Source organism: Pseudocitrobacter sp. CD920760 (assembly GCF_057782505.1).
Map to the genome: position 1 here is coordinate 3008411 of NZ_CM173490.1, position 12623 is coordinate 3021033.

Annotated in this window: 8 protein-coding genes; 2 read left to right on the forward strand and 6 right to left on the reverse strand. The window is 55.5% G+C overall.

Features of this window, described 5'->3' with window-relative positions:
- Nucleotides 1-18 precede the first annotated feature (18 nt).
- From narI to AC1MKH_RS14145, 5 genes are all read right to left on the reverse strand, one after another.
- Nucleotides 19-696 (reverse strand): respiratory nitrate reductase subunit gamma, encoded by a 678-nt coding sequence (gene narI / locus AC1MKH_RS14125; protein ID WP_108477093.1) that lies wholly within the window; start codon nucleotides 694-696, stop codon nucleotides 19-21.
- Nucleotides 696-1406 (reverse strand): nitrate reductase molybdenum cofactor assembly chaperone, encoded by a 711-nt coding sequence (gene narJ, locus AC1MKH_RS14130; protein WP_276219990.1) that lies wholly within the window; start codon nucleotides 1404-1406, stop codon nucleotides 696-698. Before narJ ends, narI begins: the two co-directional genes overlap by 1 nt.
- Nucleotides 1403-2941, reverse strand: a complete 1539-nt coding sequence (gene narH / locus AC1MKH_RS14135; RefSeq protein ID WP_276219989.1) for a nitrate reductase subunit beta — start codon at nucleotides 2939-2941, stop codon at nucleotides 1403-1405. The genes narJ and narH overlap by 4 nt, the downstream gene beginning before the upstream one ends.
- Nucleotides 2938-6681 (reverse strand): nitrate reductase subunit alpha, encoded by a 3744-nt coding sequence (locus AC1MKH_RS14140; RefSeq protein WP_276219988.1) that lies wholly within the window; start codon nucleotides 6679-6681, stop codon nucleotides 2938-2940. Before AC1MKH_RS14140 ends, narH begins: the two co-directional genes overlap by 4 nt.
- A gap of 341 nt (nucleotides 6682-7022) precedes the next feature.
- On the reverse strand, nucleotides 7023-8414 hold the full coding sequence (locus AC1MKH_RS14145) for a NarK family nitrate/nitrite MFS transporter (RefSeq protein WP_276219987.1): 1392 nt from the start codon (nucleotides 8412-8414) through the stop codon (nucleotides 7023-7025).
- 310 nt (nucleotides 8415-8724) lie between these two features.
- Here AC1MKH_RS14145 and narX point away from each other — a divergent pair, with 310 nt between their 5' ends.
- Nucleotides 8725-10521 (forward strand): nitrate/nitrite two-component system sensor histidine kinase NarX, encoded by a 1797-nt coding sequence (gene narX, locus AC1MKH_RS14150; protein WP_276219986.1) that lies wholly within the window; start codon nucleotides 8725-8727, stop codon nucleotides 10519-10521.
- Nucleotides 10514-11164 (forward strand): two-component system response regulator NarL, encoded by a 651-nt coding sequence (gene narL / locus AC1MKH_RS14155; protein ID WP_108477100.1) that lies wholly within the window; start codon nucleotides 10514-10516, stop codon nucleotides 11162-11164. Before narX ends, narL begins: the two co-directional genes overlap by 8 nt.
- Here narL and AC1MKH_RS14160 read toward each other — a convergent pair.
- Entirely contained in the window at nucleotides 11161-12561 is a 1401-nt protein-coding gene (locus tag AC1MKH_RS14160; RefSeq protein ID WP_276219985.1) for a YchO/YchP family invasin, read from the reverse strand. The genes narL and AC1MKH_RS14160 overlap by 4 nt on opposite strands.
- Between the last annotated feature and the right edge of the window lie 62 nt (nucleotides 12562-12623).

Here is a 12623-nt window from a genome sequence, read left to right on the forward strand (position 1 = left end):
CGTCAATGCTAACCGCACTTAGTGGCGCGCACGCACAATCTGATACTTACGCGTCAGATATTCCACCGGGACGCTCCAGATATGCACCAGACGCGAGAACGGGAACAGCAGGAACAGCGTCATGCCAAGCACCAGGTGAACGCGATAGATTAACGCCACGCCGTCCAGATGCGCGGATGCGCCGCCGTGGAAGGTCACTACCGATTGCGCCCAACCGACCAGTTTCATCATCTCGCTACCGTCCATATGCTGCGCGGAGAACGGAATGGTCAGCAGACCCAGCGCACACTGCACCACCAGCAGCGTCAGAATCAGAATATCCGCTCCGGTAGATGTCGCACGCACGCGCGGGCTGAACAGACGGCGTTTCAGCAGCAATACGCCGCCAATCAGACACAGCACGCCGCTTGCGCCACCGGCAAACATCGCCATTTTCTGTTTCACTTCAATTGGCAGCCACGCTTCGTACATCCAGTGCGGCGTCAGCATCCCGAGGAAGTGACCAGCGAAAATCCCCAGAATCCCCAGGTGGAACAGGTTCGACGCCACGTTCATCCCTTTGCGATCCAGCATCTGGCTGGATGCCGCGCGCCACGTGTACTGACCATAGTCATAACGCAGCCAGCTACCAATCAGAAATACTGAGCCCGCAATATACGGGTAGATATCGAAGAGAAACATATTCAGGAAGTGCATTATCGCTCTCCTCCGTTAGAGATATTCAGATATTGCGGCGCGACAGCCCCCGCAAACCGGCGTTGGTGAGCCGAAATTTCAGACTCGCCACAGCCCTGGTCGGCGAAGAATTTCACCTGCTCTTCTTCCCAGACTGCGTCCAGCGCCTGTGGCGTATCATCGCGCGCTTCATCAGCGATTTTTTCGGCGACTTTGTCGCTGTCCACTTCGCTATGCGCCATTTTCAGCAACGTATCAAACAGCACCGCATAACGGCTTTCACGCTGGGTCAGACGCGCGCTTAACAGCGCCAGAATCGGCGCAATATCCTGCAATCCGCCAATGGCTTCGCTTTCCGGCAACTGAGCAAGATATTCCAGATACAGCGGCAGATGATCCGGCAGCTCGCGGCTATCCAGCTGCAAACCGTGCTGCTCATACTGGTTCATCAGGTCAACCATCGCCTGACCGCGATCGCGGGATTCCCCGTGAACGTGTTCGAACAGCAGCAGCGACGTGGCGCGACCACGGTCGAACAATTCGCTGTAGTTCGCCTGAACATCGAGAAGATCCTGCGCAGTTAAATCGCGCAGGAAAACGCCCAGTTTCTGGGCATCCTCTTTATCGAGTTTTGCTGAAGACGCGAGAGCCTCGAAAACCTCGTCCTGATGCTGCCACAGGGCAGCATCCGGGTATTCGAGCAGACGCGAGATGACGAGTAACTCAATCATGCGTGCGGCTCCGTTTTGCTGCTCACATCGATAGCATCGATGCGGCGGCTGTTGAACAGGTTGAATTTGCTGTCTGAACCGTGGCAACCGTCGCCGAAGCTGAAACCGCAACCGCTTTTTTCCGGGAAGGCTTCACGCGCCTGCTCGCGGTGGCTGCTCGGCACTACGAAACGGTCTTCGTAGTTGGCGATAGCCAGGTAGCGATACATCTCCTGCGCCTGTGCTTCGGTCAGGCCAACTTCTTCCAGCGCACGGGTATCTACCACGCCATCGACGTTTTCCGCACGTTTGAAGTGGCGCATTGCCAGCATACGTTTCAGTGCCAGCAATACCGGCTGGGTATCGCCAGCAGTCAGCAGGTTCGCCAGATACTGAACCGGAATACGCAGGCTTTCGACATCCGGCAGAATGCCGTTGCTGCCCAGTTCGCCCGCATCCGCAGCCGACTGAATCGGTGACAGTGGCGGCACGTACCACACCATTGGCAGCGTGCGGTATTCCGGGTGCAGCGGCAGCGCCAGCTTCCAGTCAACGGCCATTTTGTACACCGGAGACTGCTGGGCCGCTTCGATCACGCCCTGCGGAATGCCATCTTTCAGCGCCTGCTCAATCACTTTCGGATCGTTCGGATCGAGGAACACCTCCAGTTGACGCTGATAGAGATCTTTCTCGTTCTCGGTGCTGGCGGCATGTTCAATCGCGTCCGCATCATAGAGCAGCACGCCCAGATAACGGATACGGCCCACGCAGGTTTCGGAGCACACGGTCGGCTGACCGGCTTCGATACGCGGGTAGCAGAAAATGCACTTCTCAGACTTGCCACTCTTCCAGTTGAAGTAGATTTTTTTGTACGGGCAGCCGGTGATACACATACGCCAGCCGCGGCATTTGTCCTGGTCGATCAGCACGATGCCGTCTTCTTCACGCTTGTAGATGGCACCGCTCGGACAGGTCGCCGCACAAGCCGGGTTCAGGCAGTGCTCGCACAGACGCGGCAGGTACATCATGAAGGTGTTTTCGAACTGACCGTACATCGCCTTCTGCATGTTCTCGAAGTTTTTGTCTTTCGACAGCTTCTCAAACTCGCCGCCCAGGTCATCTTCCCAGTTCGGGCCTTTCTCGATTTTCGCCATACGCTTCCCGGTAATCAGCGAGCGCGGGCGAGCAATCGGCTGCACTTTGCTGCCTTCCGGCGCGGTGTGCAGGTTCTGGTAATCAAAATCAAACGGCTCGTAGTAATCGTCAAGGCCCGGCAGATGCGGGTTGGCGAAGATTTTACCCAGCAGCAGCGCACGGTTACCCATGCGCGGCTGGATTTTGCCGTTGATTTTGCGGATCCAACCGCCTTTATATTTTTCCTGGTTTTCCCAGTCGGTCGGGAAGCCCTGACCCGGCTTGGTTTCCACGTTGTTGAACCACGCGTACTCCACGCCTTCACGACTGGTCCAGACGTTTTTACAGGTGACTGAACAGGTGTGGCAACCGATGCACTTATCCAGATTCAGCACCATGCCGACTTGTGAACGAATTTTCATTTTACGCTCTCCTGTACCTGGTCATTGCCTTCGCCATCCAACCAGTCAATGTTCTTCATCTTACGTACCACAACAAACTCATCGCGGTTAGAGCCGACGGTGCCGTAGTAGTTAAAGCCGTAGGCCAGCTGCGCATAGCCGCCGATCATGTGCGTCGGTTTCGGCGTGATACGCGTCACCGAGTTATGAATCCCGCCGCGCTGGCTGGTGATTTCTGAACCCGGCAGGTTCACGATACGTTCCTGCGCGTGGTACATCATGGTCATCCCTTCCGGCACACGCTGGCTGACAACCGCACGGGCAGTCAGCGCGCCGTTGCTGTTGAACACTTCAATCCAGTCGTTATCCGCAATACCCAGCGATTTGGCGTCAACTTCGCTCATCCACACCACCGGGCCACCGCGACCTAAGGTCAGCATCAGCAGGTTGTCACTGTAGGTGGAGTGGATCCCCCACTTCTGGTGCGGCGTCAGGAAGTTAAGCGCTTTTTCCGGATTGCCGTTGGATTTCTGGCCCATCACTTCTTTTACCGAACGGGTGTCGATCGGCGGACGGTAAACCAGCAGGCTCTCACCGAAATCACGCATCCACTGGTGATCCTGATACAGCTGCTGACGGCCAGAGAGCGTACGCCACGGGATCAGCTCGTGAACGTTGGTGTAACCGGCGTTATAAGAAACGTGCTCATCTTCAAGGCCTGACCAGGTCGGGCTGGAGATGATTTTGCGCGGTTGCGCCTGAATATCGCGGAAACGAATCTTCTCGTCTTCTTTATTCAGCGCCAGATGTTTATGGTCACGACCGGTAAACTCACCCAGTGCGGCCCACGCCTTCACAGCAACCTGGCCGTTGGTTTCCGGCGCCAGCGTCAGGATCATCTCTGCCGCATCAATCGCCGTATTCAGCATCGGCTGGCCTTTCGCCGGGCCATCCGCTTTGGTGTAGTTGAGCTTACGCAGCAGGTCCATCTCGCTCTGGGTGTTCCATGCGATACCTTTACCGCCGTTACCGATTTTCTCCATCAGCGGGCCGATAGAGGTGAAGCGCTCGTAAGTTGCCGGGTAGTCACGCTCAACGGTCAGAATGTGCGGGGCGGTTTTGCCTGGGATCAGGTCACATTCGCCTTTTTTCCAGTCTTTCACATCCAGCGGCTGCGCCAGTTCGGCGGCGGAGTCGTGCTGAATTGGCAGCGTCACCACGTCGGTTTCTTTGCCTAAATGACCGACACACACTTCTGAGAATTTCTTCGCGATACCTTTGTAGATTTCCCAGTCGCTTTTCGATTCCCAGGCCGGGTCAACCGCGGCAGACAGCGGATGAATAAACGGATGCATATCCGAGGTATTCATGTCGTCTTTTTCATACCAGGTCGCGGTTGGCAGCACGATGTCAGAGTAGAGGCAGGTGCTCGACAGACGGAAGTCCAGCGTGACCACCAGATCCAGTTTGCCGTCGAGGCCGTTGTCCTGCCATTCCACTTCTTCCGGTTTCACGCCGCCCTGTTTGCCGAGATCTTTCCCCTGAATACCGTGCTCGGTACCCAGCAGATATTTCAGCATGAACTCATGACCTTTACCGGAGGAGCCCAGCAGGTTAGAACGCCAGATGAACATGTTACGCGGGTGGTTTTTACCGTTTTCCGGCTGTTCAGCCGCAAAGCGAATAGAGCCCTCTTTCAGGGACTTCACGGTGTAATCCACCGGATTCATGCCCGCTTTTTCCGCTTCTTCTGCGATACGCAGTGGGTTAGTACCTAACTGCGGCGCAGACGGCAGCCAACCCATACGTTCGGCGCGCACGTTGAAGTCAATCATGTGGCCGGTATAGCGGGATTTGTCCGCCAGCGGTGACAGCAACTCTTCCGCCGTGACGGTTTCGTAACGCCACTGGCTGGAGTGGTTATAGAAGTACGAGGTGCTGTTCATGTGACGCGCCGGACGCTGCCAGTCGAGGGCAAACGCCAGCGGCTGCCAGCCGGTTTGCGGACGCAGTTTTTCCTGGCCCACATAGTGTGCCCAGCCGCCGCCGCTCTGACCTACGCAACCGCAGAAGATCAGCATGTTGATCAGACCACGGTAGTTCATGTCCAGGTGATACCAGTGGTTCAGACCGGCACCGACGATGATCATCGAACGGCCATGGGTCTTATCGGCGTTATCCGCAAACTCACGCGCGACGCGGATGATGTGTGCGCGGGAAACGCCCGTCACTTTCTCCGCCCAGGCCGGCGTATAGGCCTTCATGTCGTCGTAGCTGACGGCGCAGTTTTCATCGTTCAGACCGCGTTCCAGTCCATAGTTCGCCAGCGTCAGGTCATAAACAGTGGTCACCAGCGCGGTGCTGCCATCGGCCAGTTGAACACGTTTTACCGGCAGTTTATGCAGCAGGATATTTTCCAGCTCAACGCTCTGGAAGTGCTCGGTGCCTTCGCCGCCAAAGTACGGGAAACCGACCTGCGCGATGTCATCGTGGCTGCCCAGCAGGCTCAGACGCAGTTGAACGTCTTCACCGGTTTTCCCGTCACGCTGTTCAAGGTTCCATTTACCTTTATCGCCCCAGCGGAAACCGATAGAGCCGTTCGGCGCGGTCATGTCACCCTGTTCGTCATAGGCGACGGTTTTCCATTCCGGATTCTTTTCCTGACCCAGCGCATCGACCAGATCGGCGGCACGCAACATACGACCCGCCGCGTAGTAACCGTCACGCTCTTCCAGCATCACCAGCATTGGCATGTCGGTGTAACGGCGAACGTAGTCGGTAAAGTACTGGCTCGGTTTGTCGAGGTGGAATTCACGTAGCATCACGTGACCCATTGCCAGCGCCATCGCGGCGTCGGTACCCTGCTTCGGTGCAAGCCACAGATCGCACAGTTTGGCGATTTCAGCGTAGTCCGGAGTAATGGCAACGGTTTTGGTCCCTTTGTAACGCACTTCAGTGAAGAAGTGCGCATCCGGGGTACGCGTCTGCGGCACGTTAGAGCCCCAGGCGATGATGTAGTTAGAGTTATACCAGTCAGCCGATTCCGGTACGTCCGTCTGCTCGCCCCAGGTCTGCGGCGAGGCTGGCGGTAAGTCACAGTACCAGTCGTAGAAGCTCAGGCAGGTACCGCCAATCAGCGACAGATAACGCGCGCCGGAGGCGTAAGAGACCATCGACATCGCCGGGATCGGCGAGAAGCCTGCTACGCGGTCAGGGCCGTAGGTTTTGACGGTATAGACGTTAGACGCCGCAATCAGCTCATTCACTTCCTGCCAGGAGGAGCGCACGAAACCGCCGCGACCACGCGCCTGTTTGAAGCTTTTGGCTTTATCAGAATCTTCGATGATGGACGCCCATGCATCAACCGGATCGCTGTGCTGCACTTTCGCTTCACGCCACATTTTCATCAGGCGTTTACGCATCAGCGGATATTTCAGGCGGTTGGCGCTGTAGAGGTACCAGGAGTAGCTGGCGCCGCGAGGGCAGCCGCGTGGCTCGTGGTTAGGCAAATCCGGGCGAGTGCGCGGGTAGTCGGTTTGTTGGGTTTCCCAGGTCACGAGGCCATTTTTTACGTAGATTTTCCAGCTGCATGAACCCGTACAATTCACCCCATGGGTAGAACGTACGACTTTGTCATGCTGCCAGCGGCTTCTGTATCCATCTTCCCAATCCCGGTTGGTATTCAGAATCTGTCCGTGCCCATCGGCAAAAGTTTCACCCTTCTGTTTGAAGTAGCGAAACCGGTCCAGGAATTTACTCATCGGGTCTCTCCTGTTTGGAGCCTGTCGGCTCTCTGATAAATCGACATTGCTGAATTTGCAGCGAAATTAACGCTCTGAAAGAAGAAGGGAATTGATAGGGATCAAGATGAATCGGCTTAGTAATCACACGGAATTTTACATATACCACCTTGGTGGTAGTATTTTTTGTATTTTAACTTACTGTTATATAAGGGTTTTTATGGTTATTTTGCGATTTAACATCCCATGTGGAGATGTTAATGGTATTAAGGGGTAGATGATTTTTATCCGTCGGCATACCGCCTTTTATCTGGTCAAAAAAAAGGCGCGATTCCTCGCGCCTGATAATCAAAAAGTCATACTTATTTTTTTATTTTACGCCCGTATACCGCCCAGGTGATAACCACACAGGCAATATAGAACACGAGGAAAATTTTCATTGCACCGGCAGGTGAACCGGTTAATTCCAGAGACGTACCGAAAGCTTTTGGAATAAAGAAGCCGCCGATTGCGCCAATCGCGGAAATAAAGCCCAGCGCAGCCGCCGTATCGGTTGCGGCTTCACGCATCGCTTTCTCTTCAGTACCACCTTCCGCTTTAACGCGATCCATCGTCAGCTTACGGAAGATAACGGAGATCATCTGGAAGGTGGAACCGCTACCCAGCCCGGCGGTCAGGAACAGCACGAGGAAGACGGCGAAGAATGCGGTGAAGTTACCGCCCACGCCATCCGCAGGCAGGGTCATAAACAGCAGCGCACTGAAGACCGCCATCAGGATAAAGTTAACCAGCGTCACGCGCGTCCCGCCCAAACGGTCGGAAATTGCCCCGCCCGCAGAACGTGCCAGCGCGCCGATAAACGGACCGAAGAAGGCGTAATGCAGGATCTGCACTTCCGGGAACTGGGTTTTCGACAGCATCGCGAAACCGGCAGAGAAACCGATAAACGAGCCGAAGGTTGCCAGATACAGCAGGCTCATGATCCACAGGTGGCCGCGTTTCAGAACCGGTAACTGCTCACGCAGAGACGCTTTCGACGCCGCCAGCTCGTTCATGCCAAACCAGGCTGCGAGGGTAAAGATGGCCAGGAACGGCACCCAAATCCACGCCGCATTCGCCAGATAAAGCTGAGTGCCATCCGGCTGTTCAACGCCCTGGCTACCAAACGCCGCAAAGATAGAGAGGGAAATCGCCAGCGGTGCAACCAGCTGCATGACGCTCACGCCCATGTTGCCCAGGCCGCCGTTAATGCCCAGCGCCCCGCCCTGTTTCTCTTTCGGGAAGAAGAAGCTGATGTTCGCCATACTGGAGGCGAAGTTCGCTCCGGCAAAACCACACAGCAGAGAGATAATGATAAAGGTACTAAACGGCGTAGAGGTATCCTGCACCGCAAAACCTAACCACACGCAAGGGATTATCAGGATCCCGGTACTGAACGCCGTCCAGCGGCGACCGCCCACCAGCGGCACCATAAAGGAGTAAGGCACACGCAGCAGCGCGCCCGACACCGAGGGTAGCGCCGTCAGCATAAACAATTGATCGGTAGTAAACTGGAAGCCGACTTTCGGTAAATTCACCGCCACGGCACTAAACAACATCCACACACAGAACGCCAACAGCAAGCACGGGACGGAAATCCATAAATTTCGGCTGGCGACGCGGTGACCGCGCGACTGCCAAAATTCGGGATCTTCCGGGCGCCATTCAGTAATAACAGCGCCGCTTGCCCGTTCCGGGGTAGTTGAGTGACTCATAGACACCTCTGATTATTAATATCAACCCTTGGCACAATAGGGTTTACACCGTGAGGTAAGTTGATATAAATCAAAGGAAAAGTAGTCATTATTCTGCGCAAAAATCTATCATGACCCTTTATGAGTAGACGATATTGCGTAAAAAGACCTGATATTTCACATGGCTGAAAGGGATATACTCCTCCCTTGCGAACATCTCTACTATCATGGCAATTAAGGGGTAATCCTTTAGGGGTATGGGTATACTCCAGGCGATAGCCGAAAATAACGCCACTACCGGGGAGCCACCCCGTCAGGGATCCTGCTGTATATGTTTAAACGTCTGTTTACACCACTGACGCTGGTTAATCAACTGGCGCTCATCGTCCTGCTTTCTACCGCCATTGGCGTAGCGGGCATGATCACTTCTGGCCGCCTGGTTGACGGCGTCCAGGGCAGCGCGCACGCCATTAATAAAGCTGGCTCGCTGCGTATGCAGAGCTATCGCCTGCTTGCTGCAATTCCCATTAATGAGAATGACAACGCGCTGTTTGATGAAATGCGCACCACCGTATTTAGCCCGGAACTGATAGAGGCCGCCCGCCGCGATGGTCAACAGGAGCAATTGATCGCGCTGCAGCAATACTGGCAATCCAGCCTCGCCCCGGGGATTCGCCAGGCGCAAAGCCAGGATGTCGTGGCGGGAGAAGTGGCGAATTTTGTTGGCCGTATCGACCAACTGGTGACGGCGTTTGACCACACCACTGAAAAACGTATTCACCACGTGGTTTGGGTTCACCGCGCGATGGCGGCGATCATGGCGCTGTTGCTGCTGTTTACCGTCATCTGGCTGCGCGCCCGCCTGCTGCGTCCGTGGCAGCAACTGCTGAGCATGGCGCGCGCGGTAAGTCATCGCGATTTTACCCAGCGCGCGCAAATCAGCGGCCGCAATGAAATGGCGACCCTCGGCATGGCGCTGAACAATATGTCGGAAGAGCTAGCGGAAAGTTACGCTTCGCTCGAACGCCGGGTACAGGAAAAAACCGCAGGGCTGGAACAGAAAAATGCCATTCTCGCGTTCCTGTGGCAGGCCAATCGCCGTCTGCACGCCAATGCCCCACTTTGTGAACGCATTTCTCCCGTGTTGAATGGTTTGCAGGGCCTGACGCCGCTGCGCGAAATCGAAGTACGGGTTTATGATATTGAAGATGAAGAGAATCATCAGGAATTCAGCTGCCATTCCGGTATGGCCTGCGATGATAAAGGCTGCTATCTGTGTCCGCGTGACGATCTCCTGACGCCGGACGGCGGCAGCACGCTGAAATGGCGCTTAACCGATAGCCATAATCAATACGGTATTTTACTGGCGACGCTGCCGCATGGCCGTCAGCTTAGCCACGATCAGCAACAGCTGGTTGACACACTGCTGGAACAGTTGACCGCGACGCTGGCGCTCGACCGACACCAGGAGCGCCAGCAACAGCTGATTGTGATGGAAGAGCGCGCCACCATTGCCCGCGAACTGCATGACTCCATCGCCCAATCGCTCTCCTGTATGAAGATGCAGGTGAGTTGCCTGCAAATGCAGGGCGCGGACCTGTCGCCAGAGAGCCGCGAGCTGCTGGGGCAAATCCGCAATGAACTGAACACATCGTGGGCGCAATTACGCGAACTGCTGACGACCTTCCGTTTACAGCTCACCGAGCCGGGATTACGCCCGGCGCTGGAAGCCAGCTGTCAGGAGTACAGCGCGCACTTTGGTTTCCCGGTGCAGCTCGATTATCAATTGCCACCGCGCTATGTACCGTCTCACCAGGCAATCCACGTCTTACAAATCGCCCGCGAAGCGTTGAGTAATTCCCTTAAGCATTCGCAGGCCAGTGAAGTCAAAGTTACCGTCACGCAGCAGGAGAATCAGGTCAAACTGGTGGTGGCGGACAATGGCTGCGGCGTACCGGTCCACGCCGAGCGCAGCAACCATTACGGACTCATTATCATGCGTGACCGCGCGCAGAGCCTGCGCGGCGACTGCCAGGTTCGACGCCGTGAAAGCGGCGGCACCGAAGTGGTGGTTACGTTTATCCCTGAAAAACCTCTCTCAACTCAACAAGGAGATATCCATGAGTAATCAGGAACGGGCAACTATCCTGTTAATTGACGATCATCCGATGCTCCGTACTGGCGTAAAACAGCTCATCAGTATGGCGCCGGATATTCAGGTCGTTGGCGAAGCCAGCAATGGCGAGCAAGGCATTGAACTGGCTGAAGCGCTCGATCCCGATCTGATTCTGCTCGATCTCAATATGCCTGGCATGAATGGTCTGGAAACACTCGACAAACTGCGCGAGAAAAGCCTTTCTGGCCGCGTGGTGGTATTCAGTGTCTCAAACCATGAAGAAGATGTAGTCACCGCCCTGAAACGCGGCGCAGATGGTTATCTGCTAAAAGATATGGAGCCGGAAGACTTGCTGAAAGCGCTGCAACAGGCCGCTGCCGGTGAGATGGTGCTGAGCGAAGCATTAACGCCCGTTCTGGCTGCCAGCCTGCGCGCCAACCGCGCCACGTCAGACCGCGATATCAATCAGCTTACCCCGCGCGAGCGCGATATCCTGAAACTGATTGCGCAGGGCCTGCCCAACAAAATGATCGCCCGCCGTCTTGATATCACGGAAAGCACGGTGAAAGTGCACGTGAAGCATATGCTGAAGAAAATGAAGCTGAAGTCACGCGTTGAAGCTGCCGTGTGGGTCCACCAGGAGCGTATTTTCTAAGGATTAGCTTGCCAGCTGCTCCCCTCTTCAGGGAAGCTGACAAGCGGCTCGGTCAGTGACAAGGTAATTTCATTCGACGACACACGCTGACCGTGTTTATCCTCAACCACCACTTTCAAATGCCAGCGGTTGCTGGCGCCCTCACTGTAATCCCACGCGGGGATGATAATACTCCAGCCATCAGCGCTATCGCGTGAGGCTGGCGGCGTGAGGCTCAGCGCCTGGGTATCGCCCTGCCAGCTTAGTGATTTAATCCCGTGCAGACTGCGGATTTGCAGCTTAAGCTGCACCGTTTCGCCACCGCTGAGATCCCACGGCGGTGTCGCCAGGTAGACGGTTAAATCTTTACGCTGACGCGACTCCATCACCGGCAAGGCATTACGTTCCGGGCTATCGTAGCGGCTACCGCGCAGGGAGCGCGTCATCGCCACTTCATCGGCCTGAAGCTGTTTTTTCAGCGGCACGCCAAAACGATAGTTGAGTTTCATCCCCAAATTATTCTGGCTGACGCCGCTTTCGCCCTGCTTATGCTGCGCGCTGAAGGTGACCAGCGGCACCGGCGTATAGTTGAGCCCAAGTGAAACCGCTACCGGGTTGTGATACCCCGTACCGCTATGGAACAGATCGACGTTATCGCCAAAATACTGCTCCAGACTCAGGCTAGTGTTGATGTGATGATAAGACGGGATCCACGCCTGCGCGGTGACGTCGTAGCCGCGCGCCATGCGCTGCTGTAGCGTCTCTTCTGTGTTGGACCAGGTACGCAGCGGTTGGTAGTAGTTCGCGGAAAAACGCAGATACTCGCCCCAGGCTTCCGCGCCTAACCCGCCGCGATCGAGGTTTTCATCCAGCAAGTTGTCATAAAAGGTGTTGTAGCCCAGCAACCATTTCCCGGCGACCCAGCGCTGACCCAGGCCCACATTACCGATCAATCCTTCATCCTGCTGCGCCACCCCAAGCTGGCTCCAGGTGAGGTAATCCCATTGATCCTGCAACGGCACGAACCAGCTGCCGTGGCTACCGGTAAACCCGCCGTCATCATCCACCTGAAGCGCGACGCTGGTATTGCCCCACGGCGACAGCCAGTTTTCCAGCGTCTGATTCACCTCACCGCTCACCTGGTCACGGATTTTAGACAGCGCAAACATTCGCGCCTGCTCGCCGGTATCCAGCCCGTTATCAACCATACTGGCTTCACCAAAGGCTTTCGCCATTTCGGCAAGGTGCTTTTCGCCCTCGCTATTCTCTTTCGTCATGCCGAGGTCAGGAAGGTTATCCTGATTATTATCGAAAGGGTTTTCGGCCTGCTGGATAAAAGATGAACGCGCAGCGCCGCTGGCACTCGCCAGCAGCAATAACAACCAGAATGGAGAACGAAAACGTGAGACTAAAAGCATTTTTTTAGTTTATCGCGTTTGCTTAACCATTTCAGCTTTAAGGGGGATTTCGGGAAAATTCT

What these genes read in the sequence shown, in the direction of transcription:
- narI (WP_108477093.1), bottom strand. Translation starts at nt 696, where the DNA reads ATGCACTTCCTGAATATGTTTCTCTTCGATATCTACCCGTATATTGCG.
- narJ (WP_276219990.1), bottom strand. Translation starts at nt 1,406, where the DNA reads ATGATTGAGTTACTCGTCATCTCGCGTCTGCTCGAATACCCGGATGCT.
- narH (WP_276219989.1), bottom strand. Translation starts at nt 2,941, where the DNA reads ATGAAAATTCGTTCACAAGTCGGCATGGTGCTGAATCTGGATAAGTGC.
- AC1MKH_RS14140 (WP_276219988.1), bottom strand. Translation starts at nt 6,681, where the DNA reads ATGAGTAAATTCCTGGACCGGTTTCGCTACTTCAAACAGAAGGGTGAA.
- AC1MKH_RS14145 (WP_276219987.1), bottom strand. Translation starts at nt 8,414, where the DNA reads ATGAGTCACTCAACTACCCCGGAACGGGCAAGCGGCGCTGTTATTACT.
- narX (WP_276219986.1), top strand. Translation starts at nt 8,725, where the DNA reads ATGTTTAAACGTCTGTTTACACCACTGACGCTGGTTAATCAACTGGCG.
- narL (WP_108477100.1), top strand. Translation starts at nt 10,514, where the DNA reads ATGAGTAATCAGGAACGGGCAACTATCCTGTTAATTGACGATCATCCG.
- AC1MKH_RS14160 (WP_276219985.1), bottom strand. Translation starts at nt 12,561, where the DNA reads ATGCTTTTAGTCTCACGTTTTCGTTCTCCATTCTGGTTGTTATTGCTG.